Annotated in this window: 24 protein-coding genes; 11 read left to right on the forward strand and 13 right to left on the reverse strand. The window is 40.0% G+C overall.

The window, feature by feature from the left end; all coding sequences use genetic code 11:
* Positions 1–52: 52 nt before the first annotated feature.
* The gene (gene rlmN / locus IEV74_RS07605) at positions 53–1,123 is read right to left on the reverse strand and encodes a dual-specificity RNA methyltransferase RlmN (protein WP_188454769.1); all 1,071 of its coding nucleotides are present in this window, start codon (positions 1,121–1,123) and stop codon (positions 53–55) included.
* Positions 1,124–1,301: 178 nt separating this feature from the next.
* Here rlmN and IEV74_RS07610 point away from each other — a divergent pair, with 178 nt between their 5' ends.
* The 6 genes from IEV74_RS07610 (at position 1,302) to IEV74_RS07635 (ending at position 6,024) form a co-directional block, all read left to right on the forward strand.
* Positions 1,302–2,801 (forward strand): sensor histidine kinase, encoded by a 1,500-nt coding sequence (locus tag IEV74_RS07610; protein ID WP_188454770.1) that lies wholly within the window; start codon positions 1,302–1,304, stop codon positions 2,799–2,801.
* Positions 2,794–3,483, forward strand: a complete 690-nt coding sequence (locus IEV74_RS07615; protein ID WP_188454771.1) for a response regulator transcription factor — start codon at positions 2,794–2,796, stop codon at positions 3,481–3,483. The genes IEV74_RS07610 and IEV74_RS07615 overlap by 8 nt, the downstream gene beginning before the upstream one ends.
* A gap of 270 nt (positions 3,484–3,753) precedes the next feature.
* Positions 3,754–4,248 (forward strand): hypothetical protein, encoded by a 495-nt coding sequence (locus tag IEV74_RS07620; protein ID WP_188454772.1) that lies wholly within the window; start codon positions 3,754–3,756, stop codon positions 4,246–4,248.
* A gap of 30 nt (positions 4,249–4,278) precedes the next feature.
* Complete coding sequence (locus tag IEV74_RS07625) at positions 4,279–4,662, forward strand: DUF6220 domain-containing protein (RefSeq protein ID WP_188454773.1); 384 nt, start codon at positions 4,279–4,281, stop codon at positions 4,660–4,662.
* A gap of 26 nt (positions 4,663–4,688) precedes the next feature.
* Positions 4,689–4,901: an SHOCT domain-containing protein gene (locus IEV74_RS07630; RefSeq protein WP_188454774.1), complete on the forward strand. Its 213-nt coding sequence runs from the start codon at positions 4,689–4,691 to the stop codon at positions 4,899–4,901.
* A 112-nt stretch (positions 4,902–5,013) separates the two neighbouring features.
* Positions 5,014–6,024, forward strand: coding sequence for an LLM class flavin-dependent oxidoreductase (locus IEV74_RS07635; protein WP_373284317.1), 1,011 nt, complete (start codon positions 5,014–5,016; stop codon positions 6,022–6,024).
* 208 nt (positions 6,025–6,232) lie between these two features.
* Here IEV74_RS07635 and IEV74_RS07640 read toward each other — a convergent pair whose 3' ends face one another.
* From IEV74_RS07640 to IEV74_RS07650, 3 genes are all read right to left on the reverse strand, one after another.
* Positions 6,233–6,547 (reverse strand): DMT family transporter, encoded by a 315-nt coding sequence (locus tag IEV74_RS07640; protein WP_188454776.1) that lies wholly within the window; start codon positions 6,545–6,547, stop codon positions 6,233–6,235.
* Positions 6,547–6,936, reverse strand: a complete 390-nt coding sequence (locus IEV74_RS07645) for a DMT family transporter (RefSeq protein WP_188454777.1) — start codon at positions 6,934–6,936, stop codon at positions 6,547–6,549. Before IEV74_RS07645 ends, IEV74_RS07640 begins: the two co-directional genes overlap by 1 nt.
* 96 nt (positions 6,937–7,032) lie before the next feature.
* Positions 7,033–7,614, reverse strand: coding sequence for a TetR/AcrR family transcriptional regulator (locus tag IEV74_RS07650; protein WP_188454778.1), 582 nt, complete (start codon positions 7,612–7,614; stop codon positions 7,033–7,035).
* Positions 7,615–7,761: 147 nt separating this feature from the next.
* Here IEV74_RS07650 and IEV74_RS07655 point away from each other — a divergent pair, with 147 nt between their 5' ends.
* Positions 7,762–8,208: a YndM family protein gene (locus IEV74_RS07655; protein ID WP_188454779.1), complete on the forward strand. Its 447-nt coding sequence runs from the start codon at positions 7,762–7,764 to the stop codon at positions 8,206–8,208.
* A gap of 228 nt (positions 8,209–8,436) precedes the next feature.
* Here the strand turns inward: IEV74_RS07655 and wrbA are convergent, their stop codons facing one another.
* The 7 genes from wrbA to cypC all read right to left on the reverse strand — a co-directional run bounded on the left by wrbA (position 8,437) and on the right by cypC (position 16,177).
* On the reverse strand, positions 8,437–9,045 hold the full coding sequence (gene wrbA, locus IEV74_RS07660) for an NAD(P)H:quinone oxidoreductase (RefSeq protein WP_188454780.1): 609 nt from the start codon (positions 9,043–9,045) through the stop codon (positions 8,437–8,439).
* A gap of 252 nt (positions 9,046–9,297) precedes the next feature.
* Positions 9,298–9,897: a response regulator transcription factor gene (locus IEV74_RS07665; RefSeq protein WP_188454781.1), complete on the reverse strand. Its 600-nt coding sequence runs from the start codon at positions 9,895–9,897 to the stop codon at positions 9,298–9,300.
* A complete protein-coding gene (locus IEV74_RS07670) occupies positions 9,894–11,030 on the reverse strand; it encodes a sensor histidine kinase (RefSeq protein WP_188454857.1) in 1,137 nt (378 codons plus the stop codon). Before IEV74_RS07670 ends, IEV74_RS07665 begins: the two co-directional genes overlap by 4 nt.
* 131 nt (positions 11,031–11,161) lie before the next feature.
* Positions 11,162–12,214: a Delta(5) desaturase DesA gene (desA, locus tag IEV74_RS07675; protein WP_188454782.1), complete on the reverse strand. Its 1,053-nt coding sequence runs from the start codon at positions 12,212–12,214 to the stop codon at positions 11,162–11,164.
* Between the two features lie 71 nt (positions 12,215–12,285).
* A complete protein-coding gene (locus IEV74_RS07680) occupies positions 12,286–12,426 on the reverse strand; it encodes a hypothetical protein (protein ID WP_188454783.1) in 141 nt (46 codons plus the stop codon).
* Positions 12,427–12,516: 90 nt separating this feature from the next.
* Complete coding sequence (locus IEV74_RS07685) at positions 12,517–14,760, reverse strand: bifunctional 2',3'-cyclic-nucleotide 2'-phosphodiesterase/3'-nucleotidase (protein WP_188454784.1); 2,244 nt, start codon at positions 14,758–14,760, stop codon at positions 12,517–12,519.
* Positions 14,761–14,917: 157 nt separating this feature from the next.
* Complete coding sequence (gene cypC / locus IEV74_RS07690) at positions 14,918–16,177, reverse strand: CYP152 family fatty-acid peroxygenase CypC (RefSeq protein WP_188454858.1); 1,260 nt, start codon at positions 16,175–16,177, stop codon at positions 14,918–14,920.
* Between the two features lie 169 nt (positions 16,178–16,346).
* On the opposite strand from cypC, the gene IEV74_RS07695 reads away from it, so the two are divergent.
* Together IEV74_RS07695 and IEV74_RS07700 are read left to right on the forward strand one after the other, a co-directional pair.
* A complete protein-coding gene (locus IEV74_RS07695; RefSeq protein WP_188454785.1) occupies positions 16,347–16,904 on the forward strand; it encodes a sigma-70 family RNA polymerase sigma factor in 558 nt (185 codons plus the stop codon).
* A 178-nt stretch (positions 16,905–17,082) separates the two neighbouring features.
* Positions 17,083–18,150, forward strand: coding sequence for an NAD(P)/FAD-dependent oxidoreductase (locus IEV74_RS07700; RefSeq protein ID WP_188454786.1), 1,068 nt, complete (start codon positions 17,083–17,085; stop codon positions 18,148–18,150).
* Between the two features lie 366 nt (positions 18,151–18,516).
* Here IEV74_RS07700 and IEV74_RS07705 read toward each other — a convergent pair whose 3' ends face one another.
* Positions 18,517–18,819 carry an MGMT family protein gene (locus IEV74_RS07705; protein WP_188454787.1) on the reverse strand — a complete coding sequence of 101 codons (303 nt, stop codon included), beginning with the start codon at positions 18,817–18,819 and terminating at the stop codon, positions 18,517–18,519.
* A gap of 138 nt (positions 18,820–18,957) precedes the next feature.
* Here IEV74_RS07705 and IEV74_RS07710 point away from each other — a divergent pair, with 138 nt between their 5' ends.
* Both IEV74_RS07710 and IEV74_RS07715 read left to right on the forward strand, forming a co-directional pair.
* The gene (locus IEV74_RS07710; protein ID WP_188454788.1) at positions 18,958–19,380 is read left to right on the forward strand and encodes an SRPBCC family protein; all 423 of its coding nucleotides are present in this window, start codon (positions 18,958–18,960) and stop codon (positions 19,378–19,380) included.
* A gap of 14 nt (positions 19,381–19,394) precedes the next feature.
* Positions 19,395–19,742 carry an ArsR/SmtB family transcription factor gene (locus tag IEV74_RS07715; RefSeq protein WP_229683099.1) on the forward strand — a complete coding sequence of 116 codons (348 nt, stop codon included), beginning with the start codon at positions 19,395–19,397 and terminating at the stop codon, positions 19,740–19,742.
* Positions 19,743–19,889: 147 nt separating this feature from the next.
* Here the strand turns inward: IEV74_RS07715 and IEV74_RS07720 are convergent, their stop codons facing one another.
* Positions 19,890–21,545, reverse strand: a complete 1,656-nt coding sequence (locus tag IEV74_RS07720) for an FAD-binding dehydrogenase (RefSeq protein ID WP_188454790.1) — start codon at positions 21,543–21,545, stop codon at positions 19,890–19,892.
* Between the last annotated feature and the right edge of the window lie 203 nt (positions 21,546–21,748).

The following is a 21,748-nucleotide window of genomic DNA, read 5'->3' on the forward strand; positions in this document are numbered from 1 at the left end:
CAGAAAACGTATCTATTAATAATAGATACGTTTTTCACCAAGTCTCCGGTTTTTATCCTACAATTTTCTTCTTCTTTATTTGCTTGCTTCTTAGCTGTCCACATGCTGCATCAATATCAGCGCCATTTTCCCAGCGAACACCACAATTAATACCATTGCCTTTCAATGTTTCAAAAAACGCCTGAATCGCTTCTGGTTCACTTCTTTGGTACTGATTATGCTCATCAACAGAATTATAAGGAATCAAATTAACATATGCCAAATGACGTTTCTTATGAAGCAACTTAGCAAGCTGCTCCGCCTCTTCCCTATGGTCATTTACATCACGGAGCATAATATACTCGTACGTAATTCGGCGATTAACTTTTTCCAAATAGTAATCAACAGACTTCATAAGTTTTTCTATTGGGAATGCTTTGTTAATTTTCATAATCCTTGTACGCAATTCATTGTTTGGTGCATGCAGCGAAATTGCTAAATTTACTTGCAAACCAGTATCCGCAAATTCGTATATTTTATGTGCTAAGCCACTAGTTGAAACAGTGATGTGTCTGGCACCGATACAAAGACCTTTATCGTCATTGACAACACGCAAAAAGTCAATTAAATTGTTAAAGTTGTCAAATGGCTCCCCTATTCCCATAACAACAATGTGACTAACGCGCTCATCGTTACCTAATTCATCAAGATGCTTTTGCACGTTCATAATTTGCTCAACGATTTCACCACTCGATAAGTCCCGGCTCTTTTTCAAAAGTCCACTTGCACAGAACGTACAGCCGATATTACAGCCAACCTGCGTCGTAACACAAACCGACAATCCATAATTAAAACGCATTAAAACTGTTTCAATCAGGTTGCCATCCTGCAATCGAAACAAGAACTTTTTTGTTCCGTCAGAAGATTCTTGTCTGATTTCCTCCTCAAGCGTATGGAGTACAAAATTCTCCTCTAATAATGCAATACAATCCTTATTGACATTATTCATCTGGTCAAATTGCGTCACACGCTTTTTATATAGCCAATTCCATACCTGCTGTGCACGGAATTTCCTTTGTCCATGATCAATCAGCCAGTCTGTAAGCTGGTCGAACGTTAATCCATAAATGGAAGTTTTACTCATTGTGTACCCTCATTTCAATACGTGCATTTCCTATCTATTCTACTGAAAATTTGGTTATGTGGCAAATCGTTTATTAATTGCCCAGTGGTCCGCCTCAGGGGCTTCCGTGCTTTACTTGTTACATCACCTTCACGTAAAGCGATACATGTTTATAAAATCTTTATAAATTATTTATGCGATGTTTCGATTTTACCGCTATGATGTAGAATATAAACAACTAATTTATAAGGAGATTAAAATGTCCATTCGCAAACGTCTCTTTTTATCCAATGCGGCAATGATCCTAATGCCGATTATTATTATTATACTGATCTTTTTCTTAATTAACGTCATTGTAAACGGTGGTTTTAAGTTTGATGGAAACCGCTGGCATGGTCCTGAGCCTGCCAATACAGCGTTAATGAACGACTTAACATTAACTGCCTCCATGAAGCAAGATAAGCTGCTCAATCGGCATTATCTTTTAAAACTATTGAAAGAATCCGGAGATGAAAATACGGATATTATCGTGCGAAAAGGCACAGGGCTGACTCAAGCAACAAATCATTTTCAGAATATGACTGTCGATGATCTCCCCAAATTTGGAAACGAAGGATATAATCCGGCGGGAATACGGTTGGATAATGACCATTATTCGGTACAACAGCACGATTTTTACTTTAACGATGGCATAGAGGGCTCTATCTTTGTTTTAAATAGTTCGGAGTCGTTTGTAAAATTTGCCCGGACGTTTTTTCCTATTCTTTTTATTAGTCTGCTGCTTATATTGGTTTTAACGAATGTATTGCTGTCCTATTTTATGTCACGGAATATTTTGCGGCCAGTTAATCAACTATCTGCAGCTGCTGCAAAAATCAAAACAGGAAATCTTGATTTTTCCATTAAACCAAAACGGAAGGATGAACTTGGTAAGCTCGTACAATCTTTTGATGATATGCGCTCACAGCTAAGGGAATCCTTGGAGTTGAGAGATAAGTATGAGAATAACAGAAAAGAATTAATCGCAAACATCTCACATGATTTAAAAACACCGATCACCTCCATTCTTGGCTATGTTGAAGGAATTCAGGATGGTGTAGCAAATACACCAGCAAAACAAGAACGATACCTTAATACCATTCATGGGAAAGCAACGTACATGAACAGATTAATTGAAGAACTTGCTTTATACTCCAAGTTAGATGTAAAAAAACTGCCCTTCCACTTTGATACAGTTAACATCAATGCCTTTGTTAAGGATTACATTGAGGAAATTGAAGGTGAATTAGCTGAAAAAGGGGTCCGGCTAACGTATGATCCGTCTAACATTCAAGCAAACGTACTGCTGGATCGAGACAAAGTCATCCGAGTAATGGAAAATATAATTTACAATAGTGTGAAATACATGGATAAAGACACATGCATAATCAACGTATCACTACTGGAAAAAGGCAACTTTATCGAAATGGTCTTAACTGACAATGGCCCGGGGGTATCTAAAGAAAGTCTTTCCACTATATTCACGCGCTTTTACCAAACAGACCCAGCCCGCAACAAGGGTGGCAGCGGACTCGGTCTAGCAATCGCAGGGCAAATTATCGAAGCACACGGTGGGGAGATATGGGCAGAAAATCAGCTAAATGAAGGGTTGAGCATTCACTTTACATTTAGAAAAGCGGAGGACAGTCATTATGAGTAAAACTATTTTAATTATCGAGGATGATCAAAGCATTGCAGAACTAGAAAGAGATTACCTTGAAATTGAAGGGTTTGAAACGGAATTAGCATCTGATGGAAAGAAGGGGCTAGAAGCAGTTATACAGCACCACTATGATTTAATATTACTTGATTTAATGCTCCCGAGTATAAACGGATTTGACCTTTGCAGACAAATCCGCGAACGTACCAATATCCCTATTTTGATGGTCACCGCCAAATATGAAGACATTGATAAAGTGCGCGGGCTTGGATTAGGTGCTGATGATTATATTGTCAAACCCTTCAGTCCAAGTGAACTAGTTGCACGGGTAAAGGCACACCTGGCAAGATATGAACGGTTGATTCAACATAATGCACCTAAAGCAGAAATTAATATCCGCGGGCTGCAACTAAATACAACATCGAGACAAGTTTTTATCAACGGAAAAGAAGTACCTTTTACGACAAAAGAATTTGATTTGTTAACGTTTTTTGCCACACATCCTAATCAAGTCTTTTCAAAAGAACACTTATTTGAACGAATCTGGGGTTTTGATTCTATGGGCGACAATGCAACCGTTACAGTTCATGTTAAGAAAATCCGTAAAAAAATTGAAAAGGATACAGAAAACCCGCCATACATTCAGACAGTTTGGGGGGCGGGGTACCGCTTTAACGACTAACGGATCTGACTAAAGTGCGGCAAGAATGGGACCGAAGAACAGACAATGCTGATACTCCCCAAGTGCATCCATAGCATATGACCCTGAGCAGCATTTGTTTAATTAATTCCTCCAAAATTATAGTATAAATTGCCTAAACCACTCACCTTCACATAAGGCTGGGTGGTTTTTATTAAACCTTCCCCCTCTGTTTATAAAAAGTTTATAAATGCTTCAGATGGTTTTTAGACTTCATTGATACATTTGAATAGAAGACAGGAGGTGAAATGAATGAAGCTGTCCATTACACCAAAACGATGGCTTGTAACGGTTCATATTTTGTTTGCTGCAATAATGTTTGGAAATATGATTACTTTTTTAATCTTGAGCATAACCGCAGCAACTGCAAATGATTCACAGCTTATGGAGAGTTGTTATCAAATTATGCATGTACTGTCAAAGACATCTGTAAAGGCAGCCACATTCGGGACAATCGTTACAGGTATTTTACTTTCCGTTTTAACAAAGTGGGGGTTGTTTAAATTTTATTGGATTATCGCGAAAGAAGCACTAACCATCATACCATTTGTGTTGAATATGTGGGCTATGTACTACTGGTCATTGGATGCTATAAACATGATCCAGGTCACGAGTAAACAAGCGGATTCAAGTATGCTGCAGACGGAATTATGGACAGGTATCATCATGCAGCTCATTTCACTAATCCTGATGTTTATCCTATCTGTTTTTAAACCATGGGGAAAGCGGCAGACCGCAGCTGCATGATTATTTTATATCCGATGGAGGTGATTGGGTATGAGGCAACGGAAAAGTCGTTTGGTGCTTGGAACTTTTGCATTGCTGGCAGTGTTATTTTTCCTAAGCATCCTCGTTCAGGTATTTCTTGCAGGGATTGCAATTTTTGTTAATCTTGGCCAGTGGTATTACCATACAGCATTTGTTCATTACGTTGAGTTTATACCGATTGTCATGCTTATTCTATCGTTTTTCGGGGCAATTCCGAAAAGCTTGCGTTGGCAATGTGCGGGACTTTATTTGATGATTGTCCTGCAATATATCACGATTCAATTATCGGGGAGTGTGCCCTATTTAACTGCACTGCACCCTGTGATTGCATTGCTTTTATTCTGGAGGTCGCTTGTTACAGCACGTACCGCAATTGGCCTCGTTAAAACCTAAATATTATCTTATAGGAGCTGATCACTATGTATTGGGAGCATTTTCATCCATTTGGATTCTTTTTCTTTGTGTTAATTGCTGGATTGTTAATTGCAAATATTGTTATATGGAGGCGAAGAGGCGGCAGATACTATTACAATGGACATAATGCGCTGTCTGTCTTGGATACCCGTCTTGCTAAGGGTGAAATTACGATAGAGGAATATGAGGAAATTAAAGACACATTGAAAGAATACTAGTGAAAATGGGCTAATCAACGTTGTTTGGTTACGCCCTTTTTAATTGTTTCACAAGCTAATCATTAGACGCACACCCCCTGAAAGTCGTATTATTTCCTACTAAGAAGGAGTGATAAAATTGACCTCAGTAAAAACATTCAAATCTATCCCGTTATCTGTTCTGGACCTTGCTCCAGTGACGGAAGGCGGCACCCCAGAACAGTCATTTAAAAATAGTGTGTCATTGGCAAAACATGTTGAAAATCTAGGGTATAACCGCTATTGGCTGGCAGAACATCACAATATGCCTGGCATCGCAAGTTCAGCAACATCAGTAATCATCGGACATATTGCTGGCGCTACTAATTATATTCGCGTCGGTTCAGGTGGAATCATGTTACCTAACCACGCTACCCTTGTGATTGCAGAACAATTCGGCACACTTGAAACTTTGTATCCGGGGCGTATTGACCTTGGACTTGGACGTGCACCAGGCAGCGACCAGGCAACAGCATATGCGTTGCGGCGGACACTTAATATGCGCGTGGAAGACTTTCCGTTACAGGTTGAAGAATTGCAAAGCTACTTTGAAGGAACTGCGCGTGTTCATGCGGTACCTGGTGAAGGTCTTAACATTCCAATTTGGCTACTTGGTTCAAGCGGCTTTAGTGCCCGGCTTTCAGCAGAAAAAGGACTTCCTTTTTCATTTGCCAGCCATTTTTCACCAGACTATACGATTCCGGCATTAAATAGTTATCGTAGCAATTTTAAACCATCTGACACTTTAGAAAAACCATATGCAATGCTCGGTGTCAACATAATCGCTGCTGATACAGATGAAGAAGCACGTTATATTGCCACCTCACAGCAGCAGCAATTTCTTAGTATCCGGAGAGGGCAGCCAACTAAATTGCAGCCCCCAATTGAACGTATTGATGATGTTTGGTCAGAAATGGAAAAGGCAGCTGTAGAACAGTCGCTTAACTCACGCTCTACAATTGTAGGTGGACCAGAAACTGTCAAACGAGGACTAGAACAATTCTTAGAAGAAACACAAGCCGATGAATTTATCATTAACTCCCAAATCTATAACCACAACGATCGACTGCGGTCATATGAAATAGTAGCAGAACTGATGGATTAGACGAAGAAGAGGGGATGGCGGGACACGGGGTCAGGCGGGACACGGGGTCAGACCCCTTGTCCCAACTTTTTGGAAAAATGTTACAATACGATCCGAAATGCGCATAATACGTGCCGATTTGCAATAAATACGAGCGAAGTTCTGAAAATACGTGCCAAAACAAGCAAAATACGATCCGATTTCCTCAACATGCAAGCCCGCGGACATATTATGATAAATACTTCAAGCCGACTACACCTACAATTATGGCAAGCAAGCTTAAAATCCGTAAACTGTTTTTAGATTCACCAAAGAAAACCATGTTTAATAGAACTGCACCAGCTGTTCCAATCCCAATAAAAACCGCATAGGCTGTACTTATTTGCAAATACATAAAGGAAACATACAAAAATAAAAACGAGCCACCCAATCCCCCAATGTAAATTACACCATGGAGCAGCGTTTTACTTTGGCTAAATAACTTCAAGCCTAACACTCCAATGATTTCAAAAACCGCAGCAAAAGACACACATACCCAACCCATTATAATACAGCCCCTTTCTCTTTGTGGGACAGAGGGTCTGACCCCTTGTCCCACCATGACCCCTTGTCCCAGTCCCTGCCGTCTGAGAGTTTTAGGCCTATTACTCCTGCAACTAGAATGGCCATGAAAATAATCTTGCTTGTGGTCAGGTTTTCGTTAAATACATATACTCCCATTAATGCTGTTCCAACTGTTCCAGCGGCGGCAAATATTGCATAAACTGTCCCTGTCGGAAGGCTTTCACAAGCTTTGGCAAGAAAATGCAAATCAAGCGGAACTGCACAAATTATCAATAACCAATGCCACCACTCATGGGCAGTATTGAATCCATAAACCCACAATAATTCAAAAAGACTCGTTAAAATCACATAAATCCATGACTTGTTCATTACAACCACTCCTCAATGACTGATTATCAGTCATTTCAAAATTAAGAAATTGGACGCTTGCCCATTTTATATATTTACAGGTCGCTAAATCTAACCCTATGTCCCCTTTAATCCTAGTGCATAACGTGCAAATTCCAATACTTCTTTTTTCTTCAATTCAATCGTATTAGTGTCAACCTGGGAATACAGGTAGGATTGGTCTGCCGCTGATTCAATCAAACCAATTAACACTTCTGCAGTTCGCATCACATGAAGTGACTTGCGAATTACTCCAGCATCTTTTGCCTGAGTTAATAATTCGCTCATCCATGCATAATATGGTGCATAGATTGTTTCCCACTCCTTTAAATACTCTGTTGCTGCGAGCCCGGAATAAATAAGTGCGAAAATTTCCCGATACTCACTAGTTATTTGAAATACAGCTTCAATTACTTTTTCCAGCTTTTCAGCAAAAGTAGAATCATCCTTTAAATTATCCCTGATCTCATCAAGCATCCTTTCAACCATTACCTCTGCAATAGACGGCATTACCGCAAACTTTGAAGAAAAATATAAATAAAAAGTACCCTGAGCAATGCCAGCGCCTTTAACGATGTCCGATATCTTCGTTTTTTCAATTCCCTTTTCCCGAAAAACATTAATTGCTGATTGAATAATAAGCTCCTTTTTATTATCCATACCTAGCCTCCACATGTAATATATTGACTGACTATCATTCATTTTAGGCTAGTAAACCCACTCTGTCAAACAAAGTAAACAAATTATGATATTTTTCTTATGCCTGTCAAATACTAATGAAAAAGTAAGAAGGGACCTGATCATTACATGGATCATATTAAATCATTAATTATAAAATTGTTAGCAATTGCATTTACCGTCTTTGCTTTTTTCGGTTTATTTTATAATGTTTCCTGGGCCAGCCTGTTATGGATAAGTGTTCTTGTTACGGGAATATCCTATGCCATAGGTGACTTGTTCATACTCCGGAGATATGGAAACATTACAGCAACGATCTCTGATTTCATTTTAGCCTTTTTAATGCTTTGGTTGTTTGGTAATGTTTTTCTTGACGGGAATATACCAATTGTAACTATTTCCATCTTGGCTGCTTTCTTTATTGCTTGCTGTGAACCATTTATTCATAGTTACATTGTCGACCACATACCAGTTGAATCCCGGGAAGATTTACGAACAATGAATCAAATACAAACTGAATTCGCTGAGGAAATGGATCCGGAGACAATTACGAGAGAAAAAAATACGGATAAGTAACATAACATGCCACGATTCAAAGATTTGATCGTGGCTTTAACTTTTGGATAAAAACTTTATAACAGAAATTTTATATCGTTTTTTTATCCAGCCTTCATTCATACATCAGCACATTCCGCCTTTTAAATCTAAATTATAATGCTCAAAATGGCACATACTTTTACACAAAAAACCGGTATTAAGAGCATAATCCTAATACCGATTCTTTGCCTATTTTTTTATGTTAATTTACTGGCCCGCTACAACACGGCTTGCAATATCAACCGTACGTTTCGCTTGATGTTTTACAGCTCCTTCAACATCTTCGACCATTTTTCCATCCTGTCCTTGTGTTACGCTTGTACCATATGGATTACCGCCAGCACCATATAGTACTGGATCAGTGTAGCCTGGTGCAGCAATAATTGCTCCCCAGTGCAACATGGAAGTGTATAGGGATAAAATAGTAGCTTCTTGACCGCCATGCGGATTTTGTGCAGATGACATTGCACTTACCACTTTGTTTACAGTCTTGCCACTAGCCCATAGTCCACCTTGCGTATCAAGAAATTGCTTCATTTGTGATGCCACATTACCGAATCGTGTTGGAACACTAAATATAATTGCATCTGCCCATTCGATATCGTCTGAAGTTGCCACTGGTACATCTGCCGTTGCTTCTGAGTGAGCCTTCCATGCAGGATTCGATTCAATTGCTGCTTGTGGTGCAAGCTCCGGTACCTTTACTACTTTTACTTCTGCACCTGCTTCTTTAGCGCCTGCTTCTGCCCATTTTGCAAGTTCATAGTTTGTGCCTGTTGAGCTGTAATAAATAACTGCTAATTTTACATTTGCCATTACTTTAGTCTCCTTCTTTGATAAATTCTAAAGTATATCCCTTGTTACTTAAATCACTTTTATATTCTTTACAAGTTCTTCATTTTTATAAAAAGAAATCATAAAATAAATGTCTTTTAACAATTTAGTTACTTTATGTAAGTAATGTAGCTGATTTAGTTTTTATGTCAAGTAACTTTGTTATAAAAAGTGAGTAAAGTGAAGATCCCAATCCCATGTTTGATTTTCCTTTTTCGATATAGTCAGGTACATTCACTTAAACCATCCCTTCTCCTTCACACGGGAAATGGCTTCAATTCGATTGCTGACATCCAGCTTATCCAGAATGACGGAAACATAATTGCGGACAGTACCGTTAGTAAGATAAAGCTGTTTGGCAATTTCCTTTGTCGTTTTACCCTCAGCAATTAGTCTAATAACCTGTTCCTCACGATCAGTAAGCGGATTTTCTTTATCAAATGCCATATCAACCAATTCAGGGGCATATATACGCCTGCCATCCATAATGGTACGGATGGAATTTGCCAATTCTTCACTTGGACTGTCTTTCAACAAATAACCACTCACCTCGGCTTTTCGGGCACGTTCAAAATACCCCGTTCTTGCAAATGTAGTCAACACAATCACTTTACAGGGATCCTGCTTTAATTCTTCTGCGACGTCAAGTCCGCTTTTAATTGGCATTTCAATATCCATGATACATATGTCAGGCTGGTGTCTTTTCACCAACGTTAATGCTTCCTGACCGTTTCTGGCTTTACCGACTACTTCCATGTCCTCTTCCAAATCAAGTAATGAACCAAGAGCTCCTAACAGCATGCGCTGGTCTTCAGCAATAACGATTCGAATCATGACAAATCCCCCTGTTCCGTTTGTTGGATCACATTTGGTACCTGTATGGTTAGTATAGTTCCGCCAGATGATTCAAGACTTAAGCTTCCGTTAATAAAATCCAGCCGCTCCCGCATCCCCTGAATTCCATGTTCTGAGAAGGACTCTGCTTTATCCGACATACCGATCCCATTATCCTCAACTTTGATAAGCACTTCATTCGTTGATTGTATGATAGCTACCCTGCAAGAAGTCGCTTGACTATGCTTAACGATATTTGTAACTGCTTCCTTAAGACACATACTGAGAACATTTTCGACAAGTAAAGGTGTATTGGTCAGTTCGGGATTCCCCTCTGCATGAAATTCAATTTGTGCAGCCTTCAATATTTGCTGAATACGAACAATTTCATCCTTTAGTTTTGCACCTTTCATATTCGAAACCATTTCACGCACTTCTTTTAAAGCCGTTCTTGCAGTCTGGTGAATATCATCGATTTCGGATTTAGCCGAATCAGGATTGACATTGATTAATTTACTAGCCAAATCACTTTTCAAACCAATCAGCGAAAGCTTTTGTCCCAATGTATCATGCAGGTCACGTGCAATTCGCTGCCGTTCTTCCAAAACTACTAATTGCGATATTTTTTCATTGGCATCCTTTAATTGGTCCTCTAATTTTTCTCGTTTAATTCTATTATAGATCGTGAGGGGCAACAGAATTACCCCCAGTACACTGATGATTATAAACGGTAATTGTGACAGGAATATCTCCGTTTGCGTAAAAAAACCAATGCTTACTGCGCCAATTGTTGTAATAAGATGAACAATATATAGGGTTATAAATCCTGCCTTATGTTGAATATTCCCAATATAAAATGCCAAAAAGAGCGAGAAATATACGTAGCCTAAAAACATTGTCATTACGATGCTTATAGCCATTTCCATTCCTACAGACAGATAAACTGTCCATCCATCGGAAATAAATGATACCCTGTAAGCAGTAAAAAACAGTAAGATCATAACAATGCCAAAGATTATTCCTAGAGTCGATGATGATCGAAAAACGAAATAAAACGGCAAAATACAAAAAATAATCCATGCATAGGCGCTAAGCCCAGTGTTTTTGGGAATAATATGAAACCAATGCTGCATTGTAGCGCTGCCTTTACCTGCCATTAAATGCCAAACCCTTCTTAGTTATTGATCTACATCCATTATCTTTAAAGTATACCAAAAAAGAAAGCCCTCAATAACTCATTGAAAGGCCATTTTTTCACTACTATTTATTTTTCCTGTATGCTTGTCCCTCTTGTGTTTAACCGTACACTTGCCGTTGGTTTATTCATAAGGTCTTTAACCTCTTTAAAGCTGACAAATGATTTATTTGTCTCATCATACAGACGGAAACGAATTGACTTTAGACTAGAAGCAAATGTTATCGTCGTGGCTTTTTGCAATGGTGGTGTTGAATCATGTGCTCTTTCCAGATTATAGTTAGGCACTCTTGGACTTAAATGATGGACATGATGAAACCCAATACTGCCTGTAATCCATTGCATAACCTTTGGTAATTTGTAATAAGAACTTCCATCTACTGCAGCCTTTACATAATCCCACTCATCTTCATTTTCAAAATAGGAATCCTCAAACTGGTGCTGAACATAAAACAGCCAAATTCCAAGTGATCCTGAAATAAAAAGAATTGGTGCTTGAATAATTAAAAATGCCTGCCAGCCAATTGACCATATCAAAAGTATATAAATAGCCGCAATTGCGCCGTTAATCAAGTAGGTATTCCAGCGTTCCTTCTGCTTTGGTCCTTTTCGGTTAAAACGGTTCGATATAAGGAAAAGATAGAGCGGTCCCAAACCAAACATGATAAACGGATTTCGATAAAGCCTATAGGCAAGTCTGCCCCAAAATGATGCAGAAACATATTCATCAACCGTCATCACCCATACATCGCCAGTTCCACGTTTATCCAAGTTACTGCTTGTAGCATGATGTATGGCATGACTGCGTTTCCATTTTTCATAAGCAAAATGTGTAATAATCCCAGTAATTGTACCAAGAATCCGGTTAGCCTTTTTGTTTTTGAAAAAAGACATATGCGTACAATCGTGGAAAATAATAAATATCCGAACAACAAAGCCTGCAGCTAGAACATCAAGTGCGAGGGTCAGCAAAATAGAAACAGACAGACTTTGGTATGCAAGAAACCATAAAAGAAAAAAGGGAATAAGTGTATTTAATAACTGTACGACGCTTGATTTAGCATCCGATTTTTCGTAAGGTGCGACATTTTTTCTTAACTGAACCTGTTTTTGTTTACTCATGTCTTCCTCCCAAACTAAATATATTAACCTCAATGATAGAGTAATTAAGGAAGTCATATAAGTCATAAACGTCAAGTAACAGGTATGACAAATGTCATATTATTCATCCACTTTTGTAAAATCCCCAATACAAAACTTATCATACCAAGTAACAGCGTTTGTTTCCCAAATAGTGTTAGGCCATTTATCATCGCAAATCCTTCTCTATTCATATTATTACGGCTATGGCATCAGTTATGTTTCATAAACCATCCAAAAATCCCCTATACCTTTTCACGGTACAGGGGATCTTAATAAACTGCCTACTTCCACGCATTCAAAAGCTCGTTGGCATTATTATTTAATTCAGCTTTTGCATCGTCCGTAATAAATTTATCCATCGCTTTATTATTCAAGTGCTTGAGAAAGCCTTCTACCTTTTTTATAGCCTGCTTGTCATGTCCCTTATCCAATTGGTGTGCCGCTTGTTTCAGCTTATTTGTCAATTGAACTGCCAGTGGATGTTCAATTTTATTTGCTTGGATAAAGTCAGCTACCTTTTGCTGAACGGATGAAAGCGTTACAGGTTCAGACTCAGGTTCTGATAAATCAAGCGCATAGTTGGCAAAGCCGTTTGTACCTTCCCCGATATAAGCGATATTCCCATCCGGCTGGATTAATTGCTGTGCATCCGGAGAAGACTGGAATGTCAGCTCGGGATTGCCATCTATCGGTGCAAATGACCAGTTGCCATCTGCTGAGGGATCAATTGTTTCGTTTTCCTGAATATACTGGATTACAACCTGTCTATTTTGCGCTTGCGGTGAGAGGACAATTTGGCTTCCATCTAAATTAGGGAAGTTTCCTCCTCCACTAGCCCGGTAGTTATTTGTAGCAACTAGAAACGCTTGATCATCGTTTACTGGTTCTCCGTTGTACTGTAAGTTAATAATCCGCTCAGCATCTGGATTAATCAGTTCCCCATCATTGCTGTAACGGGACGGTTTTGTCACATCGACCTCATACGTTACACCGTCTATTACATCAAAATTATACGTAGCAAAATCAATATCTACTAGTTCCTGCTGTTCGCCGGAGTTTGGATCAATTTGGTTAAATTGCCCTGCTGACATTTCCAGCCATTCACGAATCTCTTTACCTGTTAATTTAACGACCTTCAATGTGTTCGGATAGACATAAAGGTCAGCTACATTTTTAATAGCAATAGGGCCTTCTGGAATATACGTGTAATAGTTAGCCCCTCCTCTGCCACCAGCCTTAAATGGTGCCGCTGCAGACAAAATCGGTAAATCCTCGTATTCAGTTCCTTCTACAGCTTTTTCTGTGTACCATTTTTGTGCATTGGAAACAATTTGTACAGATGGATCGTCTTTTACAAGTGCAAAATAACTGTATATCGGTGCTGTCGTTTGACCGACCTCTGAACGAATATACTCCAGTGTTGCCTGGTGGTCTTCCGCTACCGCATCGAGAATTTCCTGATCCGGTTCAACAAGTGCTTCTCCGTTTTCATCATGAATCGCCCGTACATCAGCACTAGAATCAATCACATTCCAATCTTCACCATCTTTTTCAAGCTTCAGATCAATAATTCCCAGGTGGTCACCCCAGAAACCTGCTTCAACAGATGGAATTCCGTTGATCGTTCCTTTTTCCAAATCAACACCTTCAATTCCTGCAAATGTTTCACTTGGGAATACTTCATGCGCATGACCAAACATAATAGCATCAATGCCTTCTACCTGTGTTAGATTATAGGTGGCATTTTCTTCTCGCTCCTGTAATTCAACTGATCCCAGACCAGAGTGCGGAATCGCTACAATAATGTCAGCACCTTGCTCCTTCATAATTGGTACATACTTTTGAGCAGTTTCATAGATTCCCTTTGTAATTACTTTTCCATCTAGATTGGCTTTATCCCATTGCATGATTTGCGGCGGGACAAAACCAATCACCCCAACATCAACTGTTTGCTTATTGCCATTTGTATCCACTACTTGCTTTTGCATAATTTTATATGGTTCAAAAAAGTGCTTATCGTTAGCTGGGTCATTATCTCCATCATCGTAATATACATTGGCATTAATATAAGGGAAATTGGCATCATCTGTTGCTTCTTTCAAATAATCAATGCCATAATTAAATTCATGGTTCCCTATATTGCCTGTATCATAATTTAATAGATTCATTGCTTTATAAACGGGATGTATTTCCCCCTCTTCAAGACCATTTTGGGCAACATAATCTCCAAGCGGATTCCCCTGGAGCAGGTCACCATTATCAAACAGCATACTATTTGCAGCTTCACTGCGGGCCTGCTTAATGAGTGTGGCTGTCATTGCCAAACCAAAGTCGTTGGTAGGCTCGTCCTGATAATAGTTGTAGTTTACAAGATGTACGTGTATATCTGTTGTTTCCATAAGTCTCATGTTGACAATGCTGCTGTCGGTTGTATCTGCTGCTTCGGCTGTATTGTCAAAGCTAGGTACAACCGTGAACAATGCAAACAGGAGCATAAAGGAGACTATTCCTATTCTTCTTTTCATATTTGCAACCCCTTTCAAAATTCTGTCACATACTAGATTAAAGGAAAAATAGTTATTTTGAAATAGTCTGATTGGCAGGGGGAAAATGGACTAATTATCAAGCACACGAAAAACACATGCACGATCTAAAGATCGTAACATGTGTTTTTTTCGATACCTACTTAACTTTTATCCCGCGCATCACAAACCTGCTTTTCGGAATCGCAGGCATCCTGACCATACTAATACTCAAATCCTGTTTTGGTACATCATACGCAAGCTTTTGGGTCAAAAATGCCAAGCTTGTTTTCATGACCTCAATGGTAATCCACTCCCCCGCACACCGGTGACCCTTAATATAATCACCGCCGCCCTGTGGTACAAAGTCAAATGGGCTTCCTTTCCAATCGTTAAATCGTTCAGGCAGGAAATTGTCAGGGTCTTCCCAAAGGTCTGGACTGTGATTAATCCCATAGATATCAAGCAAAACCATTGTCCCTTTTGTAAAATGACAGTCCTCCCAGATGAAATCTTGCCGTACCCGGGCACCCAGGAATGGTCCAAATGGATAGAAGCGGCGAACTTCCTGAACAAAGAGCTGACCATAATGTTGCGAGTGGTCTTGCAGTTTCTTTCTTGTTTCTGGATAGTCGTGCAGCGCTAACGCCCCGAATGTGATATATCTGGCAATAGCAACGATAGGTCTCACAATATTAAGCAGCTCGACTGTGGCTATTTGCAGGTTTAACAGTTTCCCATCTAAATCACGATACCACGCCATTGTATATAAAGCTGTATCCACCGGTGCATCCATTTTATCTGATCGAACCTGGCGAATAATGTCCCCAATCCATTTATCGGAACGATTTCGTGCCTGTCTGCCTTTCCAATAACGTGGACCAACTGCGCCAAATGCATCGATCATGTCACTTAAATCAGTTGCCCGCTGCGTAACTTCCTTTTCTTTTAACGGGACTCCTGCCCACAGACATGCGACTCGGCACATTATTTCACGAGCCTCATCAAATAGCACAATCTCTTTTGTATTTTCCCATTTTCTTGCTGCAAGCTCCCATTGTTCTACAGTTAGCTTGATAAGTATTTTCAATCGCTCGGGTGTCATGAGCGACATAAACATTCGTTTCCGATGCTGATGCTCTTTCCCATCCAAGGTTTGTACACCGTTTTTCCCGAACAAGCTTTCCTGAATTCGTTTTGGTGCTGCCCCTTTTCGTTTGAACTTCTCCCTATCATAGAAAATTCTAGCTGCCTCTTCACCGCTAATGCAAATAACTTTCTGACCACCCAACAAACGGGTTTGGAAAATGTTAGACTGAAACTTCTTGCACCTGTTTGGAATAAACAAATACCCTTCAGACAAAAGCGCAAGGCTGCTGTCCAAGGTTCTTTCCTTAGGGATCTTATCGTTACGTGCCATATCCATTCAGCGCCTCCCTATTCAGTAACTGCTTTTCATATTCTTTTATCTTCCCCGAAAAAACGTAAATAATTTACTTTTAGATGACACCTGATCGACACTTCTTTTCGATTATAGTAGTGACTATAGTACAACAATAAAGAGCCGGCTTTTTGGAAAGAGAAGCACTATGAATCAGAAAATAACATTTGAGGAGATTTTCGAACAAAACAAAGGGAGAATTCATTATCAAATAAACAAATTAAATATTAAAGATCCACAGGGCGAGTATTTTCAGGAAGGACTATGTGCTATGTGGAACGCTTACGAGAGCTATCAGCCGGACAAGGGGGCAATGTCTACATACTTTAATTACATAATACGCAATCGGCTGATTGATTTGCTGCGGAAACAGACAAGAGAATACAATCACAGCAAAGAAATCGTTCTGGAAAATAGAACGCAAATTGATGACGGCAACCACAAACGGCTAGGGGAAGCTTATTCTCCTATTTCATATGTATCTGATCTTTCGTTAAATGATCCGTATTTATTGCCGTATATTAAATCACAGCTTACAGACAATCAATGGAAGTGGGTTTATTATTTTATTGTTCAGGATATGTCCATAAAAGATATTGCTGCACAAGAAGGAAAAACCGCTGATGCCGTGAAAAGCTGGGGAAAGCAGGTTAAGAAAAAATTCAGGGAAAATGATTTGCAGGAGCGTCTTTTAGGGACGAATTGATACGTGAATCAGCACCTTTATTGAGGTTACGGCCATTAGTCACTGGCTGTATTTTTGCTGCTGAATTCAAGGCAAATTCGCAGTCACCTCTGTTCCCTCTAGTTTTCCTTCATTATTTTTGGTAATCTTTATGGTAGAAGAAAATACATAGATCTATCCAACGATGGAGGTTTACCATATGAAAAGATTGGTTATTTTAGGTGGCGGTTATGGTGGCATTAATATCGTTTCAACTTTATTAAGTTACCAGCTGCCTGAAGATGCACATATTACAATAGTTGACAGAAATCCATACCACTCCTTAAAAACAGAATTTTATGCTGTAGCAGCTGGTACCTCTGCATATAAAGATGTGCGAATTGACTTTCCGGACGATGATCGAGTTCATTACCTTTTTGCTGAGGTTGAAGAAATAGATACGGAAAATCAACAGGTCTACTTTAATAAAGCAAACAATACGAAGACCATTTCTTACGATTATTTAGTTGTCGCACTTGGTTGTGAGGACAATTATCATGGGATTGATGGTGCAGCTGAATTTACTGAAAGTGTCCAGACATTTGCGAAAGCAAGGCATGCCGGTCTATCTGTCGGTAATTTAAAGGCCTATGGTAAGGTAACAATTGTCGGTGCTGGATTAAGCGGTATCGAGGTTGCTTCAGAAATAAGGGAAAGCAGAGCTGACTTAAATATACGGCTGCTTGATCGCGGAGCTACGGTCTTAAAAGCATTTGATTCAAAAATTCAGGAATACGTTGAAGAATGGTTTGTAGCCAACGACGTCGATGTTTTGCACCATGCTAATGTGGAGTATGTTGAAAAGGATGGCGTATGCAATAACGGGGTATGCTTTGTAAATGATGTCACCATTTGGACAGCCGGTGTTCAGCCGCACTACCTTGCTAGGGCTCTCCCATTTGAAAAAGATTCACAGGGAAAAATTATACTCAATGAATTTTACCAGGTACCGGCTCAACCAAGTGTATATGTGGTTGGAGATTGTGCATCATCCATCCATTCTCCCAGCGCCCAATTAGCGGGACAGCAAGGTGAACAGATTGCTGAAATATTATTAGCTGTACTGCAAAACAAAGAACCAAAGAAACCAAAAGAAATAAAGCTAAAAGGCACACTTGGTTCACTGGGTAAATCGGATGGATTCGGAAATATGATGCAAAAGCCAATGACCGGCTTCTTACCTCGATTGGCAAAGTCCGGTGTATTATGGTTGAGCAGACGGCATTAGACTGTACCGATCAAATTTTTCCAAAACTAAAAAAATGAGCCTGGGACAAAAGTGTTTTAATCAAATAAAATCCGGACATAGTTGGTGCATACATACCGCTACGGAAGAAATACACTACGCTTTCCGCGGGCTGCCCTGAGCCTACTCTGAGCTATCGCTCTACGTAGTCTCAGCTAGGCTTTTCATCCCGCAGGAGTCTCCGTGTATTTCCTTCTGTAGTATGGTGAAATGTTCGGCTTTAGATTAAACAATTTAGTTTTGTCCCAGCCCCATTTATCAATCAAATTTCTCTTCTTTAATTTTAATAATTGTACCGTCCTTAGCGGCTGCTTCTACATAATGAAAACTTTATACTTTTGCAGCCCATTATCTAAATCCATAAACATCTAAATCCACACGGCCTGTTTCACTAACCTTAACACCCTCATCCTCAAGCAGCCACTTCTGGTTCATTGCACCTTCATCATCTTTCAATACAATTTGTCCATTTCTATTTACAACCCTATGCCAGGGCAGTCGATGTTTTCTGCTCATCGTATGAAGAACCCGAACGACTTGCCTCGCCCCGCGTGGACTCCCTGCCATCTTTGCAACCTGTCCATATGTCATAACTGTCCCTTTTGGTATTTGTTTTAAAATATCAATTACATTTGCTGTAAATGGTTTCATAACGCACCTCTTTCCACCATTGTTTAAATTATAAACTTATCTGCTGCATATTTAAATCACTATTGACATGCAACCAAATGGTTCTATATAATAAAAAGCGAAACCAAATGGTTCTATATTTAGAAAGTAGGTCTATTAATGGAAAATACAGTACCAGAAATAAAACAAACAGCAACCTTCAATGCTCCTATTCAGAAGGTATGGGAAACAGTATCAACTGCAGAAGGAATTGCATCATGGTTCATGCCGAATGACTTTCAACCGGTAGTCGGACATCAGTTCCATATCCAATCACAATTTGGACCCTCACCATGTATAGTAACGGAACTAGATCCACCGCATCGGCTTTCTTTTCAATGGGACACGGATGGCTGGTTTGTCACGTTCATTTTAAAAGAGGCAGGAGATAAAACAGAATTTACACTTATTCATGGCGGATGGAAAGAACCTGATTCTATCATTAGCAAACCGAATGAAAAAAGCTCTATTATTCGGGAACGTATGAATCAAGGGTGGATCGGGCTTGTTAATGAAAAACTAAGAAAGGTTGTTGAGGATTAGTGACGGCAAATGCCATAGAAACGCATGATGTATTTCAGGCAATTGCCGATCCAACTAGAAGAAAGGTACTACAGCTGCTTGTCGAGAAAGAATTGCCTATTTCAGAAATCTCCTCTCATTTCCCCATGAGTCGTACAGCTGTAGCCAAGCACCTTCGCATATTATCAGAGGCAAATTTAGTCAGCAGCCGGAAAATGGGCAGAGAAAAACGGTATCGCCTGCAGCCGGAATCATTTAACGAATTGAAGCAATGGCTTACCTATTTCGAACGCTTCTGGGAAAATAAATTGTCTAAGCTCCGGTATGTGGTGGAAAATGATGATGAGGTTACGTTAGATATTCATCCCAAACATGATGAATAGTCTTGGCAAAAATCCGTAAGTCAGGGTAAACTTGCGGATTTTTGTTTAATCAGTCTTCAGTTCGGCATCACCTTCGTCCATGTTGTTGCAGTACCCGGGAAAAATTTTGTTCTCTAATAATTAATGCTGCCTCCATTTAACTGCACTCTATCTCAGTACATCAGCAATTGCTCGTCCAGATACACGCCCCGTGAAAAGGCATCCTCCAACAAATGTACCTTCAAGCGACCGATATCCATGGATTCCACCACCGCCAAAACCGGAAACTTCTCCTGCAGCATATAGCCCAGGAATCGCCTCTCCAGCAGCATTAAGCACCCTGCCAGATAAGTCCGTTTGCAGCCCGCCAAGCGTTTTGCGACTAAGAATATTTAATCGGACAGCAATAAGCGGTCCATTTTTAGGGTCTAACATTTTGTGCGGTGATGCTACGCGAATTAATTTGTCACCCCTGTATTGACGCGCTCCACGAAGTGCTGTTATTTGCAAATCCTTCGTAAATGGGTTATCCATTTCTCGGTCACGTGCCTGAATCTGCCTCTCAACCTTCTCGATATTCAATAGCTTCTCACCCGTCAGTTTGTTCATACCGATGACTAGATTATCAATGTTCCCGGCAACTATGAAATCCTCCCCTTTGTCCATAAATGCCTTTACCGGTCCTGGAGCTCCAGGCAAAACCCTGGCCAATAGTTTTTTAATACTTTTTCCAGTTAAATCGGGATTTTGCTCTGAACCGGAGAGGGCAAACTCCCGCTCGATGATTTTTTGCGTTAAAATAAACCAGGAATAATCGTAGCCTGTTTTTTGGATTGCCTCTAGGGTACCAAGTGTATCGAAGCCAGGGAAGTTTGGTGCTGGGAAACGATTACCCTCTGCGTCCAGCCAGACCGATGATGGTCCAGGTAAAATACGAATGCCGTGCTTCCTCCAAACTGGATTCCAATTTTTAATCCCTTCCGTATAATGCCACATGCGATCACGGTTAACGACTCGTCCACCAGCGTCTTCCGTTATAGTAAGCATTCGCCCATCAACATGTGCAGGTACACCAGAGATCATCCGTTTTGGAGGCTGCCCAAGTCGACTTGGCCAATTTTTACGAATCAAATCAAAATTAGCACCAATACCGCCACTAGTTATATTTACCGCTTCCGCATAAAATTCAAATTCCCCTACAACCTCTCTTGAACTTTCCTCCCCACGTGCAGCAAAACTAGGGACTAGAACTGAACCGCTGACACCAACGATCGCACCATTACTACTAATCAACTTATCAACCCGGTGACGAGGCAAATACTCCACTAATCCATTTTTAATATGTTCTCTTACTCGACGTTCAAATGGTGCAACAATCCCTGGACCTGTCCCCCATACAATATGAAACCTGGGCACAGAATTACCGTGTCCCTCGGCAAGATAGCCGCCACGTTCAGCCCATCCGACAACCGGGAAAAATCTAATACCCATTTCATGCAACCACTGGCGCTTTTCTCCTGCAGCGAAGTCCACATAGGCTGCTGCCCATTTCTGTGCCCAGTAATCTTCATCGTCCTTGCGGTCAAACCCAGCTGTACCCTGCCAGTCCTGCCATGCTAAATCCTTTGAATCTTTTATGCCCATACGGCGCTGTTCTGGTGAATCTACTAAAAATAATCCGCCGAACGACCACCATGCCTGTCCACCAAATGAAGCTTCCGGCTCTTGATCTAACAACAATACTTTATTACCGGCATCAGCAATCTCTGCTGTTGCAACTAGACCGGCAAGCCCTGCACCCACGACTATTACGTCATATTCCATATTACTTCCCCCTTAGGACCACACTTCAAAAACAAACGGCAGCCTATCCGAATCAGAATCTTGCATTGTCCAATAAAGCAAAATTGAACATTATTACCGTAAATTAAAAATTTCATATCGTAAGCTAAAATACTCACTAGCTATATTTTTATATCTATTTACCTTATTTATAAATAACTCCCCAATTATTTATTCGACATCCA

It is taken from the genome of Virgibacillus oceani (assembly GCF_014638995.1).
In the GTDB taxonomy this organism is placed as follows: Bacteria; Bacillota; Bacilli; order Bacillales; family Amphibacillaceae; genus Virgibacillus_E; species Virgibacillus_E oceani.

Coding starts and splice junctions, on each gene's coding strand:
- IEV74_RS07625 (WP_188454773.1), top strand. CDS start 4,279: ATGAGGCAACGGAAAAGTCGTTTGGTGCTTGGAACTTTTGCATTGCTG.
- cypC (WP_188454858.1), bottom strand. CDS start 16,177: ATGGCACGTAACGATAAGATCCCTAAGGAAAGAACCTTGGACAGCAGC.
- IEV74_RS07685 (WP_188454784.1), bottom strand. CDS start 14,760: ATGAAAAGAAGAATAGGAATAGTCTCCTTTATGCTCCTGTTTGCATTG.
- IEV74_RS07670 (WP_188454857.1), bottom strand. CDS start 11,030: ATGCAGCATTGGTTTCATATTATTCCCAAAAACACTGGGCTTAGCGCC.
- IEV74_RS07610 (WP_188454770.1), top strand. CDS start 1,302: ATGTTTCGATTTTACCGCTATGATGTAGAATATAAACAACTAATTTAT.
- IEV74_RS07720 (WP_188454790.1), bottom strand. CDS start 21,545: ATGGAATATGACGTAATAGTCGTGGGTGCAGGGCTTGCCGGTCTAGTT.
- wrbA (WP_188454780.1), bottom strand. CDS start 9,045: ATGGCAAATGTAAAATTAGCAGTTATTTATTACAGCTCAACAGGCACA.
- IEV74_RS07655 (WP_188454779.1), top strand. CDS start 7,762: ATGGATCATATTAAATCATTAATTATAAAATTGTTAGCAATTGCATTT.
- IEV74_RS07705 (WP_188454787.1), bottom strand. CDS start 18,819: ATGAAACCATTTACAGCAAATGTAATTGATATTTTAAAACAAATACCA.
- IEV74_RS07680 (WP_188454783.1), bottom strand. CDS start 12,426: ATGAATAGAGAAGGATTTGCGATGATAAATGGCCTAACACTATTTGGG.
- IEV74_RS07695 (WP_188454785.1), top strand. CDS start 16,347: ATGAATCAGAAAATAACATTTGAGGAGATTTTCGAACAAAACAAAGGG.
- IEV74_RS07620 (WP_188454772.1), top strand. CDS start 3,754: ATGAAGCTGTCCATTACACCAAAACGATGGCTTGTAACGGTTCATATT.
- IEV74_RS07645 (WP_188454777.1), bottom strand. CDS start 6,936: ATGAACAAGTCATGGATTTATGTGATTTTAACGAGTCTTTTTGAATTA.
- IEV74_RS07630 (WP_188454774.1), top strand. CDS start 4,689: ATGTATTGGGAGCATTTTCATCCATTTGGATTCTTTTTCTTTGTGTTA.
- IEV74_RS07650 (WP_188454778.1), bottom strand. CDS start 7,614: ATGGATAATAAAAAGGAGCTTATTATTCAATCAGCAATTAATGTTTTT.
- IEV74_RS07665 (WP_188454781.1), bottom strand. CDS start 9,897: ATGATTCGAATCGTTATTGCTGAAGACCAGCGCATGCTGTTAGGAGCT.
- IEV74_RS07700 (WP_188454786.1), top strand. CDS start 17,083: ATGAAAAGATTGGTTATTTTAGGTGGCGGTTATGGTGGCATTAATATC.
- IEV74_RS07615 (WP_188454771.1), top strand. CDS start 2,794: ATGAGTAAAACTATTTTAATTATCGAGGATGATCAAAGCATTGCAGAA.
- IEV74_RS07640 (WP_188454776.1), bottom strand. CDS start 6,547: ATGGGTTGGGTATGTGTGTCTTTTGCTGCGGTTTTTGAAATCATTGGA.
- IEV74_RS07710 (WP_188454788.1), top strand. CDS start 18,958: ATGGAAAATACAGTACCAGAAATAAAACAAACAGCAACCTTCAATGCT.
- desA (WP_188454782.1), bottom strand. CDS start 12,214: ATGAGTAAACAAAAACAGGTTCAGTTAAGAAAAAATGTCGCACCTTAC.
- rlmN (WP_188454769.1), bottom strand. CDS start 1,123: ATGAGTAAAACTTCCATTTATGGATTAACGTTCGACCAGCTTACAGAC.